The organism is Alishewanella aestuarii B11 (assembly GCF_000280055.1).
GTDB classification, from domain to species: Bacteria; Pseudomonadota; Gammaproteobacteria; order Enterobacterales; family Alteromonadaceae; genus Alishewanella; species Alishewanella aestuarii.
The window spans coordinates 171,823-197,716 of the sequence record NZ_ALAB01000010.1 but is presented as its reverse complement, the minus strand read 5'-3'; the positions used below and the strand labels follow the sequence as shown (position 1 = coordinate 197,716).

The 25,894-nt window shown below is 50.9% G+C and carries 24 protein-coding genes; 8 read left to right on the top strand and 16 right to left on the bottom strand.

Going from position 1 to position 25,894, the window contains the following annotated elements:
• Positions 1 to 6 precede the first annotated feature (6 nt).
• Positions 7 to 327, bottom strand: a complete 321-nt coding sequence (locus AEST_RS05910) for a DMT family transporter (RefSeq protein ID WP_008607730.1) — start codon at positions 325 to 327, stop codon at positions 7 to 9.
• 88 nt (positions 328 to 415) lie between these two features.
• Between AEST_RS05910 and AEST_RS05905 the strand changes: the two genes are divergently transcribed.
• Entirely contained in the window at positions 416 to 1,300 is an 885-nt protein-coding gene (locus tag AEST_RS05905; protein WP_008607729.1) for a LysR family transcriptional regulator, read from the top strand.
• 53 nt (positions 1,301 to 1,353) lie between these two features.
• On the opposite strand, the gene AEST_RS05900 is transcribed toward AEST_RS05905, so the two are convergent.
• The 5 genes from AEST_RS05900 to AEST_RS05880 all read right to left on the bottom strand — a co-directional run bounded on the left by AEST_RS05900 (position 1,354) and on the right by AEST_RS05880 (position 5,361).
• On the bottom strand, positions 1,354 to 2,076 hold the full coding sequence (locus AEST_RS05900) for a PEP-CTERM sorting domain-containing protein (protein ID WP_008607727.1): 723 nt from the start codon (positions 2,074 to 2,076) through the stop codon (positions 1,354 to 1,356).
• 234 nt (positions 2,077 to 2,310) lie between these two features.
• Positions 2,311 to 3,105, bottom strand: coding sequence for a hypothetical protein (locus tag AEST_RS05895; RefSeq protein ID WP_039925168.1), 795 nt, complete (start codon positions 3,103 to 3,105; stop codon positions 2,311 to 2,313).
• 144 nt (positions 3,106 to 3,249) lie between these two features.
• Positions 3,250 to 3,690, bottom strand: coding sequence for a VOC family protein (locus AEST_RS05890; protein ID WP_008607725.1), 441 nt, complete (start codon positions 3,688 to 3,690; stop codon positions 3,250 to 3,252).
• Positions 3,691 to 3,865: 175 nt separating this feature from the next.
• The gene (locus AEST_RS05885; protein ID WP_008607723.1) at positions 3,866 to 4,297 is read right to left on the bottom strand and encodes a GNAT family N-acetyltransferase; all 432 of its coding nucleotides are present in this window, start codon (positions 4,295 to 4,297) and stop codon (positions 3,866 to 3,868) included.
• A gap of 53 nt (positions 4,298 to 4,350) precedes the next feature.
• Positions 4,351 to 5,361 carry a GlxA family transcriptional regulator gene (locus AEST_RS05880; protein WP_008607721.1) on the bottom strand — a complete coding sequence of 337 codons (1,011 nt, stop codon included), beginning with the start codon at positions 5,359 to 5,361 and terminating at the stop codon, positions 4,351 to 4,353.
• Between the two features lie 112 nt (positions 5,362 to 5,473).
• Here AEST_RS05880 and AEST_RS05875 point away from each other — a divergent pair, with 112 nt between their 5' ends.
• Positions 5,474 to 5,740: a hypothetical protein gene (locus AEST_RS05875; protein WP_008607720.1), complete on the top strand. Its 267-nt coding sequence runs from the start codon at positions 5,474 to 5,476 to the stop codon at positions 5,738 to 5,740.
• 120 nt (positions 5,741 to 5,860) lie between these two features.
• Positions 5,861 to 7,081, top strand: a complete 1,221-nt coding sequence (locus tag AEST_RS05870) for a GGDEF domain-containing protein (RefSeq protein WP_008607719.1) — start codon at positions 5,861 to 5,863, stop codon at positions 7,079 to 7,081.
• 20 nt (positions 7,082 to 7,101) lie between these two features.
• On the opposite strand, the gene AEST_RS05865 is transcribed toward AEST_RS05870, so the two are convergent.
• Positions 7,102 to 7,965, bottom strand: a complete 864-nt coding sequence (locus AEST_RS05865; RefSeq protein WP_008607718.1) for a LysR family transcriptional regulator — start codon at positions 7,963 to 7,965, stop codon at positions 7,102 to 7,104.
• A gap of 258 nt (positions 7,966 to 8,223) precedes the next feature.
• On the opposite strand from AEST_RS05865, the gene AEST_RS05860 reads away from it, so the two are divergent.
• The 4 genes from AEST_RS05860 (at position 8,224) to AEST_RS05845 (ending at position 11,265) form a co-directional block, all read left to right on the top strand.
• Positions 8,224 to 9,084, top strand: coding sequence for an EamA family transporter (locus AEST_RS05860; RefSeq protein WP_008607717.1), 861 nt, complete (start codon positions 8,224 to 8,226; stop codon positions 9,082 to 9,084).
• Positions 9,085 to 9,234: 150 nt separating this feature from the next.
• Positions 9,235 to 9,654 carry an AtaL-like protein gene (locus tag AEST_RS05855; protein ID WP_039925165.1) on the top strand — a complete coding sequence of 140 codons (420 nt, stop codon included), beginning with the start codon at positions 9,235 to 9,237 and terminating at the stop codon, positions 9,652 to 9,654.
• Positions 9,655 to 9,805: 151 nt separating this feature from the next.
• Positions 9,806 to 10,402, top strand: a complete 597-nt coding sequence (gene wrbA / locus AEST_RS05850) for an NAD(P)H:quinone oxidoreductase (RefSeq protein ID WP_008607715.1) — start codon at positions 9,806 to 9,808, stop codon at positions 10,400 to 10,402.
• Positions 10,403 to 10,572: 170 nt separating this feature from the next.
• A complete protein-coding gene (locus AEST_RS05845) occupies positions 10,573 to 11,265 on the top strand; it encodes a LiaF domain-containing protein (protein ID WP_008607713.1) in 693 nt (230 codons plus the stop codon).
• 9 nt (positions 11,266 to 11,274) lie between these two features.
• Here AEST_RS05845 and AEST_RS05840 read toward each other — a convergent pair whose 3' ends face one another.
• The 9 genes from AEST_RS05840 to AEST_RS05800 form a co-directional block, all read right to left on the bottom strand.
• Entirely contained in the window at positions 11,275 to 12,513 is a 1,239-nt protein-coding gene (locus tag AEST_RS05840) for an MFS transporter (RefSeq protein WP_039925185.1), read from the bottom strand.
• 136 nt (positions 12,514 to 12,649) lie between these two features.
• A complete protein-coding gene (locus AEST_RS05835) occupies positions 12,650 to 14,752 on the bottom strand; it encodes a cation:proton antiporter (RefSeq protein ID WP_008607711.1) in 2,103 nt (700 codons plus the stop codon).
• A gap of 82 nt (positions 14,753 to 14,834) precedes the next feature.
• Positions 14,835 to 15,233 carry a hypothetical protein gene (locus AEST_RS05830; protein ID WP_039925162.1) on the bottom strand — a complete coding sequence of 133 codons (399 nt, stop codon included), beginning with the start codon at positions 15,231 to 15,233 and terminating at the stop codon, positions 14,835 to 14,837.
• A 285-nt stretch (positions 15,234 to 15,518) separates the two neighbouring features.
• Entirely contained in the window at positions 15,519 to 16,811 is a 1,293-nt protein-coding gene (locus tag AEST_RS05825) for a DEAD/DEAH box helicase (protein WP_008607709.1), read from the bottom strand.
• 41 nt (positions 16,812 to 16,852) lie between these two features.
• The gene (locus AEST_RS05820) at positions 16,853 to 17,155 is read right to left on the bottom strand and encodes a DUF6172 family protein (protein WP_008607708.1); all 303 of its coding nucleotides are present in this window, start codon (positions 17,153 to 17,155) and stop codon (positions 16,853 to 16,855) included.
• 319 nt (positions 17,156 to 17,474) lie between these two features.
• Complete coding sequence (locus AEST_RS05815; protein ID WP_008607707.1) at positions 17,475 to 20,594, bottom strand: efflux RND transporter permease subunit; 3,120 nt, start codon at positions 20,592 to 20,594, stop codon at positions 17,475 to 17,477.
• Positions 20,595 to 20,734: 140 nt separating this feature from the next.
• A complete protein-coding gene (locus tag AEST_RS05810) occupies positions 20,735 to 21,715 on the bottom strand; it encodes an efflux RND transporter periplasmic adaptor subunit (protein ID WP_008607706.1) in 981 nt (326 codons plus the stop codon).
• A complete protein-coding gene (locus AEST_RS05805) occupies positions 21,712 to 23,043 on the bottom strand; it encodes a TolC family protein (protein ID WP_008607705.1) in 1,332 nt (443 codons plus the stop codon). The genes AEST_RS05810 and AEST_RS05805 overlap by 4 nt, the downstream gene beginning before the upstream one ends.
• 44 nt (positions 23,044 to 23,087) lie before the next feature.
• Positions 23,088 to 23,402 (bottom strand): hypothetical protein, encoded by a 315-nt coding sequence (locus tag AEST_RS05800; protein WP_008607703.1) that lies wholly within the window; start codon positions 23,400 to 23,402, stop codon positions 23,088 to 23,090.
• A gap of 836 nt (positions 23,403 to 24,238) precedes the next feature.
• On the opposite strand from AEST_RS05800, the gene AEST_RS05795 reads away from it, so the two are divergent.
• Positions 24,239 to 25,690 carry an anion permease gene (locus tag AEST_RS05795; RefSeq protein ID WP_008607702.1) on the top strand — a complete coding sequence of 484 codons (1,452 nt, stop codon included), beginning with the start codon at positions 24,239 to 24,241 and terminating at the stop codon, positions 25,688 to 25,690.
• Positions 25,691 to 25,894 lie beyond the last annotated feature (204 nt).

The following is a 25,894-nucleotide window of genomic DNA, read 5'->3' as shown; positions in this document are numbered from 1 at the left end:
CTGATCTTAACTGGCTAACTTTAATACCACTACCCCACTGATAATCAGCATCACCCCAATATAGCGTAGCAGCGAGCTGGCATCCCCAAAAAACCAGACACCAATCAAAAAGGTGCCAGCCGCGCCGATACCGGTCCATACCGCATAGGCAGTGCCAAGCGGAATAGTGCGCTGCGCCAGGAATAACAAGGTACCACTTAGCGCCATAAAGGCGACCGCAATCGCAATGCCGGTAAATTTATATTGCCCTTGTTGTGCCAGTTTTAGCCCAACTGGCCAGCCAATTTCAGTAACCCCGGCCAGCAGTAGATAAAGCCAACTTAACATGCCCTCGCCTCCGTTTGTTTTAGTTGAGGCCGGCAATACTATCAGTTAATCTGCAAGGACAAAGTTAGATACCATCGATTATTTTCATATGTTTAGTTTGGAACAATTACGGATCTTTGTTTGTGCGGCCGATGAGGGTTCCTTTTCTGCCTGCGCCAGAAAACTGGGCAAGGTGCAATCCGCAATAAGTCACAGTATCAGCACGCTGGAGCTGGATTTAAATGTTGAACTGTTTGACCGCTCCAGCCGCCACCCCAGACTCACGCCCGCCGGTGAGCATTTATTGCGCTTAGCCCGCGGTTTACTGGTGCAGGCGAACGAGTTGGAAAATACTGCCAAGTCGATATATCAGCAGCAGGAAACCCGACTGACCGTCGCAGCGGATGATGGCTTGTTGCTACCTCAGGTATTTGATGTGCTCAAGCAGGTAGAGTTGCAGTTTCCCAGTGTCGAGCTGGAGCTGCTGTCGTTGCCTTCGACCGATATTGCGCTGGAGGTTGCCGCGGGCAACCTTGATTTGGGCATGATGTTTTCCGAGATTGAGGCTATTAAGCCTATCGACTTCTGCTATGTCGGACACATCGACTATATTGCGGTCTGTCATCCGGAACATGCCCTGGCGGCGCTAAACCGCGTTTCCCTGACAGATCTGCTACCACACCGGCAGATTGCTGTGCGTGGCAGAGCGCAGCGCGAGTCGCAGCTGTTACTGAGTATTGCCAGTAAAACCTGGTGGTGCTCCAGCTATAGCAAGGTGTTGGCGCTGGTTAACCGTAATGTTGGTTGGGCTTATCTGCCACGCTTTATGGTGGCGGCACAACTGACTAACGGCCAGCTGCACGCCCTGCCGGTGAGTTTTGACCATGTTAGCTGGTCAGTCCCGGTTGATCTGGTCTTCCGTCGCGGTGCCCAGCATGGCCCTGTAGTCAGCTTTTTGATCGAGCAGTTAAAACGGCTGTATTCCACAATTTAGGGATACAGCCGTCAGCTACAACAGCGCCCTGATGAAGCAGGGCGCGATTTACGTTATTTCTTGTTGCTACGGGCCGCAGTAATACCTACCAAGCCGATCAGCAATAAAACCAGTGTCGCAGGTGCAGGTACTGGGTTAGGTTCACTCCGAACTAAGTTCAAAGCATTAAGTAACCAAGTCCCACTTGCGCTTGCAGATTCCGGAAAAGAATCAGCCCAATCCAAGGAGTTAATTAGGGTATAACCAGAACCAGACTGTCCACCAATAATTGCCGGTGTGTTGCCGGGAATAGTTGCAAGAATATCCACTCCGGCACCAATGTTGCTCAGTGTCCATTGAAATTCCGTTCTTGGCCCGTCGCTGTATGGGTTAGGTAAGCCCATACCAAGGTTTAATGCGAGTCCTGCAGCTGTCAGAGTGACAGGCGTATTACTTCCAATAAAGCTATTAGTGCCACCATCAGCATTCAGTAAATTTGCGATATCCAATGTCCATTCTGCAGCAGACCACTCAGTAATTAGCAGGCCTCCTGCCAATACAAAATCTCTTACTGCATCATTACCATCTGCACGTAATGCTATTACTGCATTAACACCAGCAAGTTGTGCTGCTGTGGGGGCTGCACTACCAAAATTGGTTACGGTGTGACCATTAGCGGTCAAAAAGCTGGTAACGCTTAAATTTGAGTTATTACCGAAAACCGCGATAATCGCTGCATTCGCTGACATGCTAAAACACATTGCGGCTGACAAAATAACAGAGTAGAACTTTTTCATAACGAACACCTATTCCGATTAAGTATTACTATTCGAGTACTAAAAATTGACCGCAAAGGCTTTCAGCATAGTACGTAGAACCACATCGCATGCACGAATTAAGCCATTGGCAAAATGCCATTTAAAAACAATTGATTAATGAAAAACCAGGCGTTTAAAGTGCTTGCATTAAGATTTTTATGTAAGAAAAACTGACAATCGGCAGGATAAATCTCGGCTGTATCAAATATTAGGTCATACCGTTATGTGGAGCCGAAGCTGAACGGTATTGCCAGCACAACCCAATTCGCGAGCAATACTGGCAGTAAGTTCCAAATCGTCGGCTATCTGCTGTTGCTGTTTTTGCACCTGCGGCTCCTGCCGCTGCCGCTCAAGTATTAAGCTTAGCAGCCGGAAAAAGCTGCCAAGTTCAATAACCACCTCGTCCAGTTGCTGCTTGTCGGCTTGCCTTTGTTGCTTCACCGGGTCCTGAGCTTCACGTTGCAGCCAGGCAGCAAGTTCCGCAGGCCCGGCTACCCCCAACGATTGCGGCTCGTGGGATCCTGAGTTGATAGGCTGTGTTTCTTCGCTGTCTGAGTCAGCTGAGACAGTGTTAATAGTGGGCTCTTGCGCCATGACTGCAACTGACGATGCGGCGCTTGGCTGGCTTATCGCTACTGTGCCTGAGCTTAGTGTCGGCTGCTCAGCACTATTGAGTGACATTTTGGGTAAAGCCGAAAGCGGGTCGTTACTGTCTGCTCTGAGATCTTTGGCTGCACTGGCCAGCTCCCGGCTTAACTGTTGCACCTGCTGCAATAACGGTTTTGCCGCCCGCTCGCCAAACAATGCCAACAAACGCTTTAATTCATGCAGTCTTTTTTTGATGTCAGCGATGCGCTCGCGCGCCTGAGTTTTACGCTCGTCCGACAACTGCTGAGCCGGCGCTGCGGCGTTATCTTTAGCCTGGTTAAGCCGGCTGGCCAAACTCAGTTGCGGCACCACGGCGCTCTGCTCAACATTGCTGTCAGGCAGTACTGCAGCAGCAGGCAAAGCTCGCCCGGCAGCGGTTGTGCTGACAATCGGAGAAAAACTTAGTCGTGACGATAGAGCGGCCGGTACTTGCACTGAGCGCCCCTGCTTTTAACCTGGCGTATCAGCATATCGGCGCGGTGGCTTAATTCTTTAGCTGTTTATCTAATCGGCCGGGCCTGTATCGGCAACGTCGGGTGCCGAAACCGCGTTCAGTTGCAGCAGATCCCATTTATTGCCATAGAGATCAGAGAACACAACCACAGTGCCATAGGCCTCTTCGCGTGGGGCTTCGTGAAAATGTACCCCCTTTGCCTGCATTTCCCGATAATCGCGCCAAAAATCCTTGGTTTGTAAAAACAAAAATACCCGGCCCGCGGCTTGATCACCCACCTGCTGCAATTGTGCCGGCGTACTGGCCCTGGCGAGCAGCAAGGCCGTACCGGCAGTGCCTGGTGCAACCCGTACCCACCGTTTACCGCCGCCAAGAGGGGTGTCCTCGAGCAAGCTAAAGCCGAGCTTTTGCGTATAGAACGCGATAGCCTCATCATAGTCGGCAACCAATAAGGCGATACTGGCGATCTGCTGCTGGAATTCCGCTGTCATTAACACTTCCTGAAAATACGTTAAAGATGAAACCGAGGGCTAGCAACTTAGCTGCGGCAACGCCGAACGGTGGACACGATACAGCACCGCGTCCACGTCACCAAGGGCATCGCGATACAAAAAGGTTTTGATAAACTGCATGCCAAGCTTTTTCATCACACCGATAGAGCCGGCATTATCCCGGCATTGCAATAGCAGAAAGATAGTGGATTTGCGGCTTATCCGCTAACACGGCCCGGGCAATGGCTAACGCGGCCTCGCTGGCATAACCTTGCCCCCAATAAGGCCGTTGTAACCGCCAGCCGATCTCCAAGGTATCTAAACTGGGCGTTTCGGTGTTAAACCCCATGGGCCGGATCAAGACCCAACCAAGATAGGCCTGATCGTCCAGACGCCGGATTTGCCAGATCCCAAATCCTGCTGCCGGGCTGTGATATAACGCCAGTCGCGGCAGCATCACCGCAACGATGGTTTGCATAGTGCTGCGCTTACCGCCATTAATATAACGCATGACCTCCTCATCCTGATCGACCTGATATAACAGATCCGCATCAGCTAAGGTTATTAAGGCAAAACTCAGGCGGCCTGAGTCAGGTACAACCAACATAGTGCTTACTCCAAAAAAAATAGCGGTTTTTTGATGCACTGCGCTCGGCGTATTCAGCTAACCGGACAGCAATTGAAATGACCTTCCTGGCTAAATTTCTGACGATACTGCCCCGGCGTAAACTCGGTATAGCTGACAAAGAGCTTCCGAAATGAGCTGACATCCTCATAACCCACCTGGGCAACAATTTGCTCGATAGCCTGATCGGTCGTTTCAAGCAAACGCTTGGCATGTTCGACCCGTAGCCGCTGCAAATAATTAAGCGGGGTGTCGTTTAATGCCAGTTTAAACCGCCGCAGCAAAGTACGTTTGGTTAAATAAAACTGCTGCGCCAGCAGATCCAGTGAGAAGGGTTCAGCAAGTTGCTTGCTAAGCTGGGCCTGTATTTGCTTAACCACCTGATCGTTGTGTGGCTGGCCTATTGAGAGATCCATATAGGGAATTTGCGAGCTGCGATTAGGATCGGTCAGCATGACCTTGGCAATTTGCCGGGCAAATTGTTCTCCCACCAGTCGCTCGGTAATAGCCAGACACAGGTTTATATTTGACGTGGTGGCACCGGCCGTAAGCAGATTATCATCCTGCACCAACAATTTATTCAGTTGCAAATGCACATCCGGATACAGGCTTTGAAAAGCGTCTTTGAAAAACCAACTGGTCGTGGCCCTTTTATGCGCCAGCAAACCGCTTGCGGCCAGAATAAAGGTGCCAGTGCAATTCGCCGCAATCAACTTGCCGCTTTGTGCCACCGCAAGCAAGCCCGCTAAATAAGGGCGTGATGGCGCGGCAATGGCTGTCAGTTGCGCACGGTTATACGCATAAGCCGGTGGCAGGATAATGGCATCAGCCTCTTGCCAGCGATGCGGTTGTACCGGCAGGCTAACCCCTTGTTTCAGTTGCAGTGGCGTGCCGTCCGGTGACACCAGGTAGCAATGCAGCAAAGGCGTTGCCTGGTGTTGCTGTTGATATTGCCACAGCACATTACAGTACTCAAAAAAGTCCAGCACACCAAAGAGATCGCTGCTGATACTGTTATTGGTTGCTAATACGGCGATGTGTTTCATACCGACCCCGCTTTGGCACTATTCACCTTATTTTTATCAATAGTGACACTGTGGTCCCCCTTTGGCAAGGCGTAAACTGCAAACTACAGACATAACAACGGACGGAAACAAGATGAAAACTAAATTTGCAACGGCTTTCACTGTGCTGGTCTGGCTTGGTAACTGGTGGCTGATTTTGTGGATCAACTTTGCTGCTGAGCTGTCTCTGCTGATGCATCTGGTGGCAATACCGGTTTTATTACTTAGCACGGCCTTTGGCGTCGGCAAGTTGCTGGAGCAGCGCCAAGCACGCCCCCGTCGAACGTTCAGTGTGAAGTCGCAGGCACAGCCAACCCCAGCCAGAGTGCAGTTAAATACTCGCGCGCACCCTCAGCACTAAAGGCGCTGGATGCCGGGTGGCAAACTGCAACGGGCTGCACTATAGTATTTAGATACTAACTCCGGCAATGCTGTATTAGCCGGCACCGCGGGTGCTGACAGCAGCGGGTGACAGGCAAAGATGGATATGGCTTGGTATCAGGTTGTGCATATTGCTGGCAGTGCCTTGTATCTACTGCTGCTGTTGTTATTTCTGATTTGCTCGCGGGTACCGCGCACCAATCCGGGAGCCGGGTTTTGGGCCCTGGCGCTGGCTGCGATGTGTCTGGCCCGACTTCAACTACTGCTGAGCTTGCCGGCGTTGCTTTTTATCGATACCTTTGTCTGGTATGCCGGCTTTATTATTCTGGAAAAAATATTTCTAATTCATGGCCTGAAACGTTTTTTGCAATTACCGCTACCTACCGTTGTTTTCGTTGGTCCCGCCAGCCTGCTATTTGGCCTGTTAGTCCTGTTCAGCTTGTTACAACGACCGCAATTAGGTCCGATGATCATCTTTGCGCTGTTTAATCTGGGCTGTTTAAGCTACGTTGCCTACAGCTGCTTTCAACACCGCCAGGCAGTCCCTAAACAAGCCCTGCTTTTTACCTCGGGTATCGCCTTGGTACTGGCACTGCATTGGGCGACTTTTCCCTTTGTGTTAACACTGTCCTGGTGGCGGGTATTAGGCTTTGTGCTTGGCACCATTCTGACGATGGCGTTATATCTGAGCTTGCTACTGGCAGTATTTGCACTGTTTTATCAGCGTTTATCTGATGCCGAAAGCCAGGCGCTGGAGCTGGCCTATCAGGATCCGCTAACCGGACTCAATAATAAGCGTTATATGGATATGCTGTTTGATAAGGCTCTGCTGCTGGCCACCCGGCCGCACCAGTTTGTAGCGATTTACTATATCGATCTGGATAACTTTAAACCGATCAATGACCTGTATGGCCATCAAACCGGCGATAAGGTACTACTGGAGGTAGCTAACCGGTTAAGGCGCTCGGTGCGCAGCACCGATATCTGCGCCCGGATCGGTGGCGATGAGTTTGTGGTGATTGCTACCCAGCTGGATCAGTCAGAGCAACTCCACAAGCTAGCCGATAAACTACTGACGATCTTAAAACAACCAGTTGAGCTGGGTAACAAGGTATATCAGCTTGGAGCCAGTATTGGTGTCAGTATCTGCCCGGCGCAAGGCACCAGTTTAGCCGAATTGCTAGCCCATGCCGATCAGGCGATGTATCAGGTGAAGCAGCATGGGAAGAGTGGCTATAGCGTATACACTGTCACCAAACAAATGGAGAATGCTACTGCTGCCAATGGTGATGCCGCAGTGTCAATGAAAACAGAGTTATAGAAACCCGCAGCCACAGCGTTTCAACGCAGCGCTGATACCAGATAATCAACAAAAGCCATAGCGGCGGTCGTTTTAGCCTTACTATTGGCATACAGCACATGCACCGGCGTCTGGCTGGCCGGATAATCCGGCAATAAGCTGAGCAGTTGCCCTGTGGCAAGATATTCCGCCACCATAAAATCAGGTAGCAACCCTATCCCTTGCCCAGCCAGCACTAACTGACAGGCGTTAGACATATTACCGGCTGCGATCTGCCAATTTACGCTGACCGAAATATTATTCTCAAACTGCCATTTATCCAGCGCGGCAGACAATACCACACATTGCTGCCGTCTCAGATCGTCCGGAGTGACCAGCGTTTCCGATTTTGCAAGATAAGCGGGGGCAGCACAGAGGATCCGTCTGACAGTACCAATTTTACGGCACAACAATTCAGAGTCAGCCAACTCCCCCATTCTGATGGTAAGATCGAGCCCATCCTGCACAACGTGGCTGCGTTGCTCACTTAGCTTTAATTCAATCCGGACCCTGGGATACGCAGTAAGAAAGCCCGGTAACAGAGGCGTAATCCGATGCTGACAGTAGCCAGTGGTGGCACCAATCCGGATCAAGCCAGCAGGCTCGGCATGTTGCTGCAGCAAGCTCTGCTCTGCCAGCTCTAGTTCGTCAATCAGGCTAACAACGCTGGCATAGTATTCCTGCCCCAAATCGGTTAGCGACAACGCCCGGGTGGAGCGGTTTAGTAGTCGGTTGCCAAGTCGCTGCTCCAGAGCTGATAATTGCCGGCTTAGGGTTGCCTTTGGCAAATTCAGTACCCTGGCTGCGGCAGAGATACTGCCCATTTGCACGATCTTTACGAAATAGCGGGTCGCATTTAAATCCATGACAAGCTCATCTTCAGGCTGGCAAAACGTGCCCGGCAGCGGGCATTAGCGTAACACAGCATAGTTCAGCTTAGATCTTAAGCCCAGCTCTAGTGCCAACTATTCTGGCTCGCGGTTTAACTCGCCTTTCCGCGGCGGAACAGGCACGACGTAAACGGATAGCGTATAAAAACGAAACAGCGCCCGGCCATTTTTAGTACTAGTGGCACAGCAGACAACAGGATAATCTGATCACAACAGCAGGCACAGGACTCACCAATGAACCGTGAAAGCAACGCCCGTGACGTGCTGATCACTGGCCTGGCGCCAGTGATCTGGGGCAGCACTTATCTGATCACCACCGAGATGTTGCCACTGGGCTATCCGCTTACCACGTCAATGCTAAGGGCCTTACCTGCCGGTATCCTGCTGTTACTGTTGGTGCGGCAACTTCCCGACAGACACTGGCTGGGCCGGATTTTTCTGCTCGGCGCCCTGAATTTCTCAGTGTTCTGGTGGTTATTATTTATCGCGGCGTACCGCTTGCCCGGAGGCGTGGCTGCAACCCTGGGGGCAATGCAGTTTTTGTTTGTTATCGTCTTATCCAGAGGATTACTGGGCACCAAGATTCACACCAGCGCACTAATCGCTGCCGTGGCCGGCATACTCGGGGTCGCGCTACTGATTCTGACACCGGCGGCTAAACTTGATCCTGTGGGCATTGCAGCCGGGATCGGCAGTGCCGTTGCCATGGCATTGGGCACTGTCTTGAGCCGGCGCTGGCAACCGGCGGTCAGCACCCTGACCTTTACCAGCTGGCAACTCACGGCTGGCGGCATTCTGTTAGTGCCTGCGGCATGGTTTTTCGAGCCAGCTCTGCCGTCCCTGACACTGGTCAATATCGCCGGTTTTTTATATCTGGGGCTGCTGGGTGCCGCCTTTACCTACATTATCTGGTTTCGTGGCATTGCCCGGCTAAGCCCCAATCTGGTGGCACCTTTGGGTTTTTTAAGCCCGCTAAGTGCCGTAATGCTGGGTTGGCTGATCCTGGGGCAAGCCCTGTCGGTACTGCAAATCCTTGGTATTGTGGTGGTACTGGGCAGTGTCTGGTTCAGTCAACAGCGCAAAACCAGCTCCTAAACTGGGTGCAACAGAGTTTGCCCCGGACGCCCGGGCAAACGCCCTATCCTATAGCTAGCTATTTTGAAACGCAGCTGTTTCAGATCTCGCGCTAGTGCACGGCGGTCACACCCTCTAAGCTTAGTAGCAGAACCAACAGTGGAGGCCGCTATGCCATTAGTGAACTATCGGGTAAAGGTGCATGCAAGTGCGAATAAACTCTGGGACATGATGCTCGATAAAATGCGTCGTCCTGACAAATACGTACCCGGGATAGTCCGGGTCGCAATACTACGGGAACACAGTGCCAATTGCATTGAACGGGAAATGGAGACGGCACAGGGCAAAGTGATCAGAGAGCTGGTTGTGGCCGAACCGCTAACCCTGACGGTGATTTTTAAATCTTATCAGGATGAGGTGTATAGCGGCTTTGTCACTAATACCATCTTTGAAGAAGACGACGGCGTTTATCTTGATTACACCCTGAATTGGACGCTGAAACCGGGTAAGTCAGCAGCGCAGCCCGACAGTTTTTGGCAAGAGACCATTAAAAATGCCGTGTTGCATGCCAAACAACTGGCGGAGTCATAAGACAAGCGGCGGCTATTGCAGCTAAGCTTATTGCTGTCAGCGTACCTGCCCAGACTGTCGCCGGCACTGCTCCGGTCGCCAAAGGCGTGATAACAGCGGCCTGTGGCAGAACCTTAAACTGCTTGATGCCATTAATACTTATGAGGACCTTATGAAAAAACTACTGGTGCTGTACTACTCATCATACGGCCATGTCGAGACCATGGCGAATGCGGTTGCCGAAGGCGCCCGACAAGTTAGTGGCGTGCAGGTGGATATTAAACGGGTGGCGGAACTGATGCCCCCTGAAGTGGCGAAATCAGCCGGTGTGAAGCTGGATCAGGCAGCCGCAATAGCTAAGCCTGCTGAGCTGGCCGATTACGATGCGATCATCTTCGGCACCCCAACCCGCTTTGGCAATATGGCCTCGCAAATGCGCAATTTCCTTGATCAAACCGGTGGGCTTTGGGCACAAGGCAAACTGATTGGCAAAATTGGCAGCGTTTTTACCTCTACCGGCACCGGTGGTGGCAACGAAACCACAGTGCAGTCCTTTCATACCACGCTATTGCACCATGGCATGATTATCGTTGGCTTGCCTTACAGCTGTCCGGAGTTGGCCGATATTTCAGAGCTTAAAGGGGGCTCACCACTGGGTGCTGCCTGTATAGCCGGGGCAGATGGGAAACGCGCGCCCTCGCCAAAAGAGCTGAATATGGCGCGCTTTCAGGGGCGGCATGTTGCAACGCTGGCGCTAAAGCTTACCTGACAGGCGCGAACTACCCGGCAGTAGACCACAGCCAGAAGGCTGATGTTTTCTGGCTGTTAAAATCGCTTACAATTTTCTGCTGTGCTAACTGACAAAATTGGGCCATGCTGATAGTTATTCGATCAGTACTGTGTGCCGGCTCCGGCAGCAACCAGCAAAAGGATAGCGAGATGGCAATTGATACCACAGGCGTAAAACTGCAAGACCGGCCTGTTGCTCAAATCAGGGAAGAGGTGATTGACCAACTGATTATGAACTACAGCCATGGTGTCATTTCCGAGCAAGCCTTTGAACGGCGGCTGGATATTGCCACCAATTCTGATGATCACCTGCTGCTGGCCGAACAGGTTGCTGACCTCACTTTATTACCCGATGCCAAATATCGCGCCATGTGGGCGCAAAATTTTAACTCGCCGGGTCGCCATAATCAGGCGCACCAGCAAAGCGCGCCGACTGACTGTGATCGCCTGGTTTCGGTATTAAGCAGTGATGAACGCAGTGGCCCATGGCGGGTACCACAACATCTGACCATCATTAATGCGCTCTCCTCGGTTGAGCTGGATTTTTCTGAAGCGCAGTTTGACCATACGCAGCTAACAATAAAAGTGCAAAACTGGCTGGGCAGCGTCACGATCAAGGTACCTGAACACGTTGCAGTAATTAGCGATGTGAACAATATCGCCTCTTCCAGCAGCAATAACGTCAGCAGCGGCGGCCCGGGGCAAGCCAAAACGCACTTTATCCGGGTTGAGGGTATCTCGGTACTGGGCTCGGTCAGTATCAGTGTAAAACGCACCTTACAGGAACGCTTTACCGAGTTTGCTAACTCTATCCGCTCAGCACTGGGATTAACCAAAAGCTGATTATGCGTGCTAGGTTTGTGGTCGCGGGATCCTGGGTAACCAAAACGCCAGCATCCCCAGTAGCGGAAACCAGGCACAAAGCTTAAAGATGGTGCTGATACTGGTGGCATCGGCCAGCATGCCGAGCAAGGCGGCGGCGATGCCACTGATGCCACTGATGCCAAACATCATGCCGTAGAATACACCGGAAATCATACCGATTTTGGCTGGCATCAACTCCTGGGCAAAGACGATAATCGCCGAAAAGGCTGAGGACATAATCAGCCCAATCAACACGGTCAGCACGGCAGCCCCGGCTAAATTGACATAGGGTAGTAGCAACGCCAACGGCGCCGCACCAACAATAGACACCCAGATCACCGGCTTACGCCCTATCCTGTCGCCGATAGGCCCACCTGCCACTGTACCCACTGCCACTGCAGCCAGAAATAAAAATAAAAACAGCTGGGAATCTGCAACGGATACTGCAAAGTTTTCAATCAGATAAAAGGTGTAAAAGTTGCTGAGGCAGGTCATATAGACGTATTTGGAAAACACCAGCAGCGCCAGTACCAGCAGCGCCTGCCGGGTTTGCTGCACTGTTAAGCCATTGCCATTTTTTGCCGCGCTACGCAATTGCAGACGGGCGTTACTGCTAACCACCCAGCGACTGACGCGCAACAGCACCATAATGCCAACTATTGCTAACAGGCAAAACCAGCCAATACTCCCCTGGCCCCGCGGAATAATAATCAGAGCCGCTAACAATGGCCCCAGGGCCGAGCCGGCATTACCGCCGACCTGAAATAACCCCTGCGCAAAGCCATAACGACCACCCGACGCCATTCGGGCTACCCGCGACGCTTCCGGATGAAAAGTTGACGAGCCTAACCCGATCAGTGCTGAAGCCAGCAACAACATGGCAAAACTTTGCCCCAGGCTGAGTAACACCAGACCAAGCAGCGTAAACACCATACCAAGTGGCAGTAACAAGGGTTTGGGATGCTTATCGGTGTACAGGCCGACCGCCGGTTGCAATAACGATGCGGTAAGCTGAAAAATCAGCGTAATTAAGCCAATCTGGGTAAAGCTCAGCGCATAATCCAGTTTTAACATCGGATAGATCGCAGGCAAGATGGCCTGAATAATATCATTCAGCAGATGCACAAAACTGACCGCGCCAACCACCGGCAAGACTAACACTGTGGGGGAAAAGCTGGCGGATGCTGGCGTGCCGGCAGCAGCAATTGACTTGGTTAATTCAGACAAAGACGACTCCTCTGCTGTCTGCTGATCGCTATGTAAAAACAAGGCGCGGCTGATTACCCCGCGCCTGTTGCTACCCGTTTGACCCGCTTTTAACAGGCTGACCCGTTAAATGCCGCTGCGCTGCGAAAACACCGCGCTAGGCACTATGATTACTGGTATCAAACCGGTGGCGGATATCTTCTTCGGCCGCTTCCGTTACCAGACCATTCTCATGTAAATAGTTCAGTGCCCGCTGACCGGATTGCGCCAACGAACGGTTCGCCAGTTGCTCCAGATGTGCTGATAAGACCTGCGGGTGCTGTGCAGTCAATGCAGCCTGTTTGCCGGCATTGCGCTCCTGATATTGCCGGTACAACTCGGTGACTTCGGCATAAATATCCGCCTGGAATACCGGCTCGTCAAAATTATCCTGCATCAGGCCAATAATAATCAGTGCTTTACGGGCAATAATCATCTGACTGCGATAATACTCCAATTTTTCTTCCAGTAACTTCTGCTCGCTGACCTTGCGACTGAACAAGGTGTGCATCATATTGGCCAGCCATTCAAAGATATCCTTTCGCTCTTTAAAGGCTTCCGGATCGATATGGCTATGCTGGGCATACTCAATTTTTTCTTTCTGTAAGAACAACTTGCTATAGATTTTGCGATAAGGCCGTAAACTGACTTCATCATTAATATACAAGCGTTTCAGGATGGTAAATTCGATATTGACCATCGCCAGATGTAGCGACTGCACAAAGATGGTCCGGCCATAACGCTGCATCAGGGCCTCACGTTCTGCTTTGGCTTCGCCGAGCTTTTTCTCTACCTGCGCCAATAAAAACTGGTATTTTTCTTCACTGAAAAAGCCTTTCGCGCGGTGTTCCTGTAAGCGCGACCGCTCCGTCAGCAGATAGTAAATACCCAGATCGGCACGATGTGCGGTTCCCAGTGGCTCGGCGGCATTGATTTTGTAGCGGCGCATCATAGGGCCAATCATCGGCGCTTTAATAAACAGGGTCGCCAGAATACAGCCGATGGTCAGTGCCAGCAGGAAATCGCGTGGCGAATATGGCAGGCTCCAGCCTTCCAGCGTAAAGTCTTCCGGGATAATCAACACGATAATAATCGACAAGGCACCGCGCAAACTGGCCCAGGCCAATAACTTATTCCACGATGCGGGAATAGTTTCTTCTACCTTACTCCAGTTAAGTGGCACCATCACCGCATAAACCGCGACGATCCGGGTTACGGCCACCACAACCACTGTCAGCAAGATTGGTAACCACAGCTCAGCAAAATTAACGCCCAGGCTGGCGAACAATAAGCCCGCCATCAGGAACACCAGCGAGTTAACGATAAAAGCCATGTTCTCAATCAGCTTACTCAGGTACTCATCGACCTTCGGCGCCAGGATATTACGCGAGTAATTACCAAGGAATAAGGAGGCAACAGTCGTCGCAATAATCGACGACACATGGAAATAGCCCAGGCTGTTAATCAACTCGGTCAGGATAAACACCAGGTGGGCCGAGATCACTAACAAGGTGACAGTTACAAATTCATTGCTTTTTGTAAAGTGCAGTGCTTTGGAAAACAGTCCTGCCAACACCAGGCCAATCACCACACCCGAGGTCAGCATAATGACAAACTCGCTGATACCGTGCAGTACCGTAGCGCTGCCATTAAAACCATCGGTAGCTATGGCAAAGAACACGAAAAATAAGGCGACGGCGGTACCATCGTTAAACAAACTTTCACCTTCAAAAATCATTCCTAAGCGGCGAGGCACGCCAAATTCTTTAAACATCGACAGCACCGCGACCGGATCGGTGGCAGAGATAATGGCACCGAACATCAGCGTCAGAATAAAGGGTACTTCAATCCCAATCAGCGGTAACAGGTAGTAGAGCAAGGTACCGATCATCACTGACGAGATACAGAGACCCACCACCGCCAGTAACGAAATGGCCCAGGCGTTATCGACCATCTTGCGGAAGTTCATATTAAAGCCGGATTCAAAAATCAGCACCGGCAGGAAGATAAAGAACAGTAACTCCGGTGTCAGTGCCATCTCGCTGATAAAGCCGAAAACCGTACTGACATAGGGCAAGCTGACAATCGGCACCAGCAGCAGGCCAACCAGCACCAGCAACACGGTATAAGGCATTTTAAAACGTTTAGCTGCGAAAAAAACCACGGTCGACAGCGCTATTAATACAAATAGTGCCAGTGTGGATGTCAGAGTCAGTACCATTGCCAAAGCTCTCCGCTAGATATTGCACGGTTTAAATTAAAAGTGAGTGAACCTTGCCGTTAACTGAACTGTGTTTTGTCTTTTAGCCTGAGTGACCATAAGCGCCCTGCATCCCTGTGGCAGCACAGGCTTGCTTGCTCAGGGCGACAGATAACAGCGACAAAACAGCGGTAGTAAACGAAAAGCGGTTGGCAGGGAGGCAGGAATACGTTGGGCCGACCCTGGCGTGCCGGCTGTTATCAGGGTGTCCGGCATGGTGGCAATACACCGTAAGATGGCGGACGCGGGTGATAAAACAGCGCAGCAAATAAAGAGGTTGAGACTGAGGCAAGAGCTTGGCAGATAACATAAGAACAGGCGTTTTACAGACACGGCGTTGCGAAACCAGACAAAGGATTCCGGCCAGCATAATACCGACGAAAATGATGACGTTACCGGTGAAACGGGCAGCGCGGACCGCGATGTTTAACATCGGATGCATTGCAATTACCTTATATAACCAGAGCGGTGTAGTCTTTGCTCAGAACAGCGCGCGTATTCTAACCCTTAGCGGTAGGAAGTAAAGCGCTAAGCGTTATTCATCGTGATTTTTATGCCATTCCCCGCACACTGACCAGGCCGCACTATTGAGTGTAACTGCTTGTAATAACGGCTTTCTGCTGTAAGTGCGACAGCTTTAAGCTATCGACTAAAGTAGCACGGTGCGCCAGCGCAGAACCGCCATTCACGATAACGGTTTGCGCTGCGTGCTGTGAATGTATTGAGCTTAGCTGCGGCGGGCTTTACCAGGTTTTACCGCTGCGCTGCCGGCTGGCTTTTTTGCTTTTGCTTTCGGGGTGGCAACATCAATCTGGGTCGCGCTGGCTTTATTGGCGCGGGTGCCAAGCACTTTACGCGAAATGCTTTTTAACAAGCTGCCGCGGTTGCTGACTTCAAAGCCGGGTTTCACCACCCGCGCAATAGTACTGCCAATCAGCTTTTGAATACGCTCCAGATTTTGCTCTTCTTCACGGCTGACAAAGGAGATCGCCTGCCCCTTGGCGCCAGCGCGCCCGGTGCGACCTATGCGGTGGACATAGTCTTCCGGTAAATACGGCAAGTTAAAGTTCACCACATAATCCAGCCCCTGAATATCCAGACCCCGGGCGGCAACTTCAGTAGCAATCAGTACCTGCAGTTTGGCTGATTTAAAATCGGCCAGTGCGCGGCGACGACTGCCCTGGCTTTTATCGGCATGACAAACCGCAGCATTCACTTTAGCTTTTTGCAGATCGGCGAGTAACCGATCGGCCTGCTCTTTGGTACTGGTAAAAACCAGCACCTGAAACCAGTTGTGCTCAGCTAACAGTTGTTCAAATAACTCGATTTTGCGACTTTCTTCTACCGGATACACCACATGCTCCACCGTGTCGGCAGTGCTGTTGGTTTTCGCTACCCGGATTTGCTGATGATTTTTCAAAATCTTGTGAGACAGTTCATTCACTGCTGGCGACGTGGTCGCAGAAAACAGCAGTGTTTGCCGGCTGGCTGCGGTCATCTCCACTAACTTCAGCACATCAGTACTAAAGCCCATATCAAGCATACGATCAGCCTCATCCAGCACCACAAAAGCAACGTCACTTAAGATCACGTTACCCAGCGCCATATGCTCAATTAAGCGGCCCGGCGTACTGACCACGATATCAACGCCGTTCTGTAATTTACTGGCCTGCCCGCCCATTTTAACGCCGCCATAAATCGCAGTGACGCTAAGTGGCAAAAATTGGGCATAGGTGCTAATCGCATTGGCAATCTGCTCGGCAAGCTCCCGGGTTGGCGTTAAAATTAACGCCCGGGGCCGCCGCTCAACCACAGCTTGCGGCGTATCCACCAAGCGTTGTAATAATGGAATCGCAAAGGCCGCGGTTTTACCGGTTCCGGTTTGCGCAGTAACCTGTAAATCTTTGCCGCGCCGCGCCGGCACTATCGCCTGCGCCTGCACTGGCGTAAGCTCACTAAAACCACAGGCTGTTAAGCCACGCAGTAAGTCTGGTGCCAAATTTAAAGCTGAAAATTGCATAAGAATTCCTCTGCAGCCTGGCTGCAGCTTATAAGTGAAGCTTACTCAAGATCGCTATCCGGGCGCGGCTTGTGATTACAGGCACGAGCCAGAATTTCGATATAAAACTGCGGCCACTGCTGCGCGGCCGCCGCGTCGATATGTTGATTGATTTCAGAGGTGAACATCGGTTTCGCTTCCGCCTCTGAGGCGCCAAAGCGGCAATCAAAGGTCCAATAGTCTTTATCGGCTGGCACCGCTTTACGCCGTTCGCGCGCCAGATATTTGCGAATTTCGTGTTTAATAGCGTCAACTAAACGCGCCGGTTGCAGCTTAGGGTGAGTTAACGCAAAGGTTTTTTTCATAACAGATCCTACAGGTGGGCGCTGAACAAAGACGGCAGACACGCAAATAAAGGCGTATTCTACCTGTAAGTGTAGAAGATAGCCGCCAAAACCTGAGATAAATAACTTATCTCAGGTTTGCTGTGCAAAATCAGTACTGTTTTAACCCGGTTTTATTGCGGTAGCGCCGCCAACACGCCCTAGACAAACGCGATAAAACTCTCCCGCTCTGGCAGAGGCAGAACACTTTACCTTTTACGGTTGTAGCATGCGCGGGATACCCGATAGGGTCATCCCGCGGTAACGCTTGCCACATTATTGAATTGAGGATGACAACGATCTAATCAGCTAACCTTTGGTCATTCTGATGCAGCCAGTGGTATAACGCCGGCAGTACTACTAATGTCAGCAAAGTAGCCGAGATAATACCGCCAATCACTACTGTTGCCAGCGGGCGCTGTACTTCTGCCCCGGTGCCGGTATTCAACGCCATTGGCACAAACCCCAGGCTGGCCACCAGCGCTGTCATCAATACCGGACGTAACCGGATCAACGCGCCTTCAACCACGGCATACAGTAAATCGCCTTTTTCCTGCCATAGCTGGCGCATAAACGATACCATTACCAGACCGTTCAGCACCGCGACACCAGACAAGGCAATAAAGCCGACACCGGCTGAAATAGACAGCGGCATATCGCGCAGCCACAGTGCCAGTACGCCCCCCGTCAGTGCCAGTGGCACACCGGTAAAGATAATCAGTGCATCTTTGAGCGAATTAAACGCCATCACCAACAAGGCGATAATCAGCAATAAGGTCACCGGCACTACGATTGCCAGCCGTTTACTGGCCGACTCCAATTGCTCAAAAGTACCGCCATAATCCAGCCAGTAACCGGCTGGCAGAGTGACGTCGGCACTAATCCGCTGTTTCAGTTCGGCAACAAAGCTACCCAGATCGCGCTCGCGCACATTAGCCGATACCACAATACGGCGCTTACCATTTTCGCGGCTGATTTGTGCCGGTGCCGGTTGAATATCCAGCGTAGCAATTTCATTTAGCGGTACATAGCCTCCATCCGGCGTTGGAATAGGCAGCCATGACAGGCTATCAATATCACTGCGGATTTGCTCCGGTAAACGAACTATTAGCTGAAACCGGCGATCACCTTCATAGATTAGCCCCGCCTCTTCGCCACCAATCGACATGGCGATGATATCCTGAAACTGGCTGACTGTTAGTCCGTAACGGGATAAAGCCGTTAGCTTTGGCATTACCGACAGTACCGGTAAACCGGATACCTGTTCTGTTTTCACATCTGCCGCGCCGCTAATACTGTTGGCAACCTGCTCAATGCTGTTTGCTACGCTTAACAGCACATCCAGGTCATCACCAAACACTTTAATGCCCACATCCGAACGCACACCAGAAATCAGCTCGTTAAAACGCATCTGAATCGGCTGGGTAAACTCGTAGTTATTACCAGGCAGTTGTTCCAGTGCCTGTTCCATTTCAGCTACCAGCGCCGCTTTGGTTTTACGCGGATCCGGCCATTCGCTGCGCGGTTTTAAAATAACAAAGTTGTCTGCAACGTTCGGCGGCATCGGATCAGTTGCTACTTCCGGCGTACCAATTTTGGCAAAAACCTTATCAACTTCAGGAAATTGCTTAATCCGCTGCTCCAGTACTTCCTGCATTGCAACTGACTGCTCCAGCCCGGTACCGGTTACCCGCATCGCATGCAAGGCAATATCGCCTTCATCCAATTGTGGGATAAATTCCGATCCCAGCGTGGTGGCAAGCCATAAACAAACCGCGACCAGCAGCGTTGCCAAACCAGCAACCAGCAAACGCAGCTTGATTACGGCATGCAACACCGGACGATACAGTGATTTTGCAGCCACAATAACCCGGCTTTCCTGTTCGTTGATTTTACCGCTCATAAACACGGCAACGGCGGCAGGAACCACAGTCAGTGACAGCACCATAGCGGCCAGTAATGCCATTACTACTGTAGCGGCCATTGGGTGAAACATTTTGCCTTCAACGCCGGTCAGGGCAAAAATCGGGATATACACTACCGTGATAATCGCTACCCCAAACAAACTGGGTTTAATCACTTCGGTCGTTGCAGCAAACACCACGTTTAAGCGTTCGCGCAGTGCCAGCAAGCCACCATTTTGGTGTTGTGCCATTCCTAAGCGCCGGATACAGTTTTCGACAATAATCACCGCACCATCGACAATCAGGCCAAAATCCAGCGCTCCCAGGCTCATCAAGTTAGCTGATACGCCTTGCTGTACCATACCGGTAATGGTGGCCAACATTGCCAGCGGGATTACGGCGGCGGTAATCAGTGCCGCGCGGATATTCCCCAGCAGCACAAACAGCACCACAATGACCAGTAATGCCCCTTCCAGCAGATTTTTTTGCACAGTCGCAATGGTTTTATCTACCAGCGTGGTACGGTCATATACCGCTTCAACAATCACATTTTCTGGCAGGGAAGCTTTTATCTCTTCCAGCTTTTGAGCAGCATCGCGGGCAACGGTCCGCGAGTTTTCACCCAGCAGCATCATCACCGTACCCATTACGGTTTCGTGGCCGTCACGGGTGGCGGCACCGGTACGTAACTCTTTACCAAGCCCTACTTCTGCCACATCTTTTATCCGGATAGGTACTGAGCCATTTAGCGCTACCACCACATTTTCAATACTGCTGATAGTACTGAGCTGGCTGGGCGAACGCACCAGTAATTGCTGGCCATTACGCTCAATATAACCTGCCCCACGGTTAGCATTATTGCTAAGCAGCGCCTCTGACAGTTGCGGCAATGTCACACCCATGGCCAGCATTTTTGCCGGATCAGGCATCACGTGGTACTGTTTGTCATAACCACCGATGGTATTAACCTCAACCACACCGGGCACTTGCGCCAGTTGCGGTTTGATAATCCAGTCCTGTACTTCACGCAAATACATGGCATCAAGCGGTTTGCCATTTGCATCAGTAGCGCCGGGTTTAACATCGACGGTATAAACAAATATTTCACCAAGACCCGTAGCAATGGGTCCCATTTGTGGTTCCAGTCCGGCAGGCAGTGCATTCTTGATACTGCCAAGCCGCTCATTAAGCAGGTTACGGGCAAAATAAATGTCGGTGCCTTCTTCAAACACCACCGTAACCTGTGACAGCCCGTAACGTGACAACGAACGGGTATATTTTAGTTTTGGCAAGCCATAAAGCGCCGTTTCCACCACAAAGGTAATCCGTTGCTCGGCTTCCAAAGGTGAATAGCCAGGCGCTTCAGTGTTAATTTGTACCTGTACGTTGGTAATATCAGGTACTGCATCGATAGGTAATCGCTGGTAACTCCACAGCCCGGCGCCAATCAGTAACAAGATCAGGCCCAGCATCAGATACCGTCGCTCAATTGAGAAACGAACGATAGCTTCAATCATGTTTATCTCCTTTTCATCTGCCTGAGCGAGCAAAGGTTACGCAAGGCAAGAACGGGCGAAGCAGCGCAGTTTACATGCGGTAAATGAGCATGCTGAGCCGGTTTTTAACGCCGCAGAACCAAAGCGCAGCCAGGCAAATTTTAGTGTTCGTGAGCTGCGCCGGCCTTTTCGATCTCGGCCTTAATCAGATAACTATTTACCACCACATACTCTTCAGCCGCATGCAAACCAGACAGCACTTCCGTAAAGCGCCCATCGGTGCGGCCTAGCTGCAGTGGCCGCGGTTCATAGCGGTTGCCTTCGCGCACAAACACCACCTGCTTACCTCCCAGATCCTGTAAGGCCGTGTTATCTATCACCAGAGAAACAGCTATGATTTCAGCATCCACCAGCGCACTGACCCGCTCTCCGGCAGAAAAACGGCCGTTGCTGTTATCCAGTTCAACCCGCGCCAATACATAAGGCTGGCCGGAGGCCGGCAAAATATGGGTGATCTGACTATCAACCCTGCCACCGCGAGCTTCGATATGCACCGGCAAACCCGTTTTTATCTCATCCATTGCGGCCGGGAATACTTTCAGCTCAGCCCACAGTATGCTGCTGTCTGCCAGTGAAAATAACGTTTCACCGGCTGTGTATTCGCCCTGACTGGCATATTGCTGTAATAACACCCCCGCTATCGGCGCGGTTACCGGATAAGTGCGCAGGCTGTCATTGGATTCCACCAGCGCCAGCACCTCGTCTTTTTTCACTGTGTCGCCAACTGCAGGCTTTATCTGGGTAATCATGCCGGGAAAACGGGCTCGCACCTGTGCCTGACGGTTAGGTGGGATGACAAGCTCACCGTATAACGGAATATGGCGTTCAATGGTACCAGCACCGGCAGTCGCCACTTCAATCCCTACCCTTTTTGCCATGTCGGCATCAATCGTTGCGGCTTCATCGTGATCATCATCATGGTCGCTGCCATGATCGTGCCCGCTATCATCATGGGCATGAGCGCTGTTTGTTTGTGCCGTTTTCGGTTTTTCATCATGGCTATGGCCCGGCCCGGCCTGAGCAGGTGCAACAGCCATACCCTGAGCGATCAGTAATGCAAGGAATAACGCGGAATATTTCATTTGGAAGATCCTGATTCAGTAGTGATAAGCTGAGTGGGTGTCTTTATCGCCAGAGGTGATGCCGCAAGCGCAACACCGGCAAGCTGTTCAATCAGTACCTGATTGCTCAGTGCGGTACTGGCAGCATTAACCAACTCAAGCTGAGCGTCTTGTAGTGCCTGACGGGCAGAAATCCACTCTGCATAGCCATAACGGCCACGGCGGTATGCGTCTTCAGTTTGTTGTAGTGCCTGCTCCAGTAGCGGCAGAATATCGCGCTGCATATCCTTTACTGCCATACTGCTGTAACGGTGAGTTTGCCAGGCCTGATACAAGCGGGCGCGTAAATCCAGCAAGGCAGTTTCTTTTTCAAACTGTTCCGCCTGAGACTCTGCCTGCGCCGCAGTTATCGCACCCTGATTACGCTGTTTACTAAACAAAGGCACTGACACGCCGGCAACCAAACCAAAATCCCGGCTTTCTTGTGAACGCATGGCTCCAATCTGCCAGCGTACATCACCCGCCGACTGACTTTGCGCCAGTGTCAGCTCAGCATCACGCAAGCGTTGCCGGGCTGCAAAGACCTCTACGGTGGGGGTTGCCAGCACTTGTTGATAAAGTGTTTGAAAGGAGGGGCTTTGCGCCAGCTGAAATAAATCACCACTAACCTGATTAAAATCGGCTTGTTCCGCCCCCCATAAACTGACCAGCGCCAACTTGCTGCTATCCAGCTCGGTTTGCAGTAAGCCATGCTGCAACTGTGCTTGCTTAAAAGCCACTTTCGCCCTTAGTTGCTCGGCCTCCGGTGCTGCACCACGCTGCACCCGCTGCGTCACCAGCGTTAAAGCCTGCTCAGTCATACTGACGGTTTGTGCCGCCAGCGCCGTTTTTTGCTGCAATGTCAGCACAGTTACAAAACGCTGGGTCAGCTCGCCCAGTAAATCCAGGCTCGCGGCCTGGCGCTGCGCCAGCAATAATCCCTGACTTGCACTGGACACCGCCATCCGGGCCTGGCGCTTATCGCCAAGCTCAATAACGGAAGACAACGACACCGTAACTTCGAGGCTTTTAACACCCGACATATCACCCGTGCCAAAGGCATTATCGGCCTGCAAGCCCAGTTCATAGCCTGGGTTCAGTTCGGCCAGTTGTTGCTGCCCGGCAGCCGCTTTTAAGCGCCAATCAAATACCTGGAGCTGTGGGTGTTGTTGCAACACCTTTTTCGCTGCTTGTTGCAGCGTTAAATCCGCTGTTGCAGGTTCAGCTGCCACTGCCTGATGCAGCAGAATGCTACTGGCAACCAGCAAACCAAACGCAGCAAAGCGCTTAGTGTTTAATTTTAAAAACATAGCAAAATCCTGTTATTGGTAATGTAAAAACCAGAAAAACAGAATCAGCTGATGGGTGGGCGGTAAATGCTTAGTTTAGAGGAAGAGGGTAAATCCTTCAGGTAAGATACCAGTAGTTCATTAGCCATTACCGGCAAAGCCGGTAATGACTTAAACAAGCCAATATGCGCAGCATGGCAATGACTACAATAGTCGCAACCGGTATGCACTGAGGCATCGGTAAATGCTGATTGCTCTGCTGCCCCAACTTCTGCAGTATCCGACCATAATATTTGATGATGAATATCATCAGCAGCGTGTTGAGCCGCAAAAGCGCTGGAAACGACACATAGCAACTGCACAACCAGCAATAATGCCATCAGCATTTTGCTTAGCGGTGTTCTGGCTAGTGCATCGTTACTTATCACGGTATGTCATCTTACTTATCAGTTAATTTTTTAGGTACGAACACAGCACGTTAATCACCGGCTCTACATCGGCATCGCGCTGCAAAGGCTCCAGCTTGTCGCCAGCCAAATGTTTCCGGAGCTGATGCTTCAGTAGCGATCACTCAGGTAAATTGCACATCTTAGATGATGTGGCATTTTCGATGCATATGCCCTGATATCAGTTATAACCTTATCAAGACTTTACCACTTTTGCACGACATTCTTATGTAATGCCAATACGAAATCTTTATAGGGCAAGAGTTGAGCGCTCTTCGATAAGCTTGTTTGTGCTGATATTACGGCGTTACTCCTGCTCGTTGGCACTCATCTCAAGTGGCTGCAGATAATCTTCGTGCAATATCTCAGCGAGGTGTACTGCACCTATGCCATTTTTAAACAGCGCTCCCCCTGCTAATGATAATCGACAATTTCAACATTCCTGGCATTACCGACCACTGGCTGGATTTGTCAATTTCAAAAAGCTGCTGCGTTGCTATACATTGAAAACTTTTGAGCACATCTAAGCCTATATCGATCAGCATCAAATCGATGTTAGGTTATTATCTATAGTCCACTCGCCGGCTTCGACCTTGGCTATTTCCGTCCGACCGTTTGGGATCTGACGTCGAAGGATCTCTTGCGAAAACGCTGACAGCGACGCTTCAGCAGCCGCAATTGTTTGCGATAGATCAGGCAAAGTTGATTTAGCAGCTCAAAGTTGCATTTTCCTTGCTAAGCTAAGTTTATATACACTTTGGAGAAACCTTATGCCAGCTTGGTCGAAAGCACTACTGCCGCTGTTATTAGCAATATTAATTTTGTTATTACCGGTGCCTGACGGCTTAGATCCACATGCCTGGCGCTTTTTTGCTATTTTTGTGGCAGTAATCGCCGGGTTAATCTTAGAGCCCCTGCCAGGCGCCGTGGTAGGTTTATCGGCAGTGGTGTTGGTGGCTATTGCAGCGCCATGGGTGTTATTTAGCCCAACGCAGTTAGCCACGACTAACTTTAATAGTGCGGGCACAGCGTTTCGCTGGGCCGTTGCCGGTTTTGGTAACTCTACCGTTTGGCTTATTTTTAGTGCCTTTATGTTTGCCGCAGGCTACGAAAAAACCCAGCTTGGTAAAAGGTTAGCCTTATTGCTGGTAAAGAAAATGGGTAAAAACACCCTCACCCTTGGTTATGCGATCAGCTTTGCCGATTTATTGCTCGCTCCTTTTACACCGTCTAACACGGCCAGAAGTGGCGGCACCATCTTCCCTATTATCTCTAACCTGCCGGCCCTGTATGGCTCCAAACCTAATGATCCAAGCGCCCGGCTGATTGGCTCTTATTTGATGTGGGTCGCCATTGCCGCAACCTGTGTCACCAGCTCAATGTTTTTATCAGCACTAGCCCCCAATTTACTGGCCACCGCCTTAGTAAAAAGCCAAATAGATATTAGTATTAGCTGGGCCACCTGGGCATTAGCATTTTTACCGGTAGGGGTGATACTGCTGCTACTAACCCCTTTGCTGGCGTATTGGTTTTACCCGCCAACCATAAAAAGCAATGCAGAAGTCCCGCGCTGGGCCGCAACAGAGCTGGCTAAACTTGGCCCGATGCAGCTAAAAGAGTGGTTACTGGTCAGTTTTGTTTGCTTAGCCCTGGTACTGTGGATCTTTGCCGGTAAATATATTGAGCCGGCGTTAGCTGCCTTGCTGGTGATTTGTTTAATGTTATATGCCAAAGTGTTGGACTGGTCAGATATTACCGGCAATAAGGCTGCCTGGAATACGCTGGTGTGGTTTGCGACCTTGGTAACTCTGGCCGGAGGCTTATCTGATGTCGGCTTTATCCGTTGGCTGGGTGTCTTAGGTGGCCAATGGCTGGGCGATTTATCACCCGTTGCTGCTACACTGATCTTAGTGATAGCCTTTTATCTATTGCACTACTTATTTGCCAGCAGCACAGCACATACTACTGCATTACTGCCAGTGACGCTGGCTATCGGTGCCGCGATACCCGGCATGAATTTACTGATCTTCAGCTTATTACTGGTAACGTCATTAGGCTTAATGGGCATCCTGACCCCTTACGGCACAGGCCCCAGCCCGATTTATTTTGGTAGTGGTTATTTGCCGGCACACGACTATTGGCGCCTTGGCACCATTTTCGGTCTGTTGTACCTTGCCGTGTTACTATTAGTTGGCTATCCGTGGTTACAATTTCTGTTTTAACATTAAATTTTGCTCAATTAAGCCGAGTAAGTGGTTTCTTTAAAGATTAGCTACAAATGGCTTTTAATCATGACGGCTCATAAAAGCAAAAAGCGACTCAGCTCTGGTCGCTTTTTAATTGGCTTTTCACACTTCTTGCCAGTATTACAGTGCAGCCCTGCTCAGTTTAGGATCTAGCTGCTAAGCTAAAGCGCCAGTAACTAG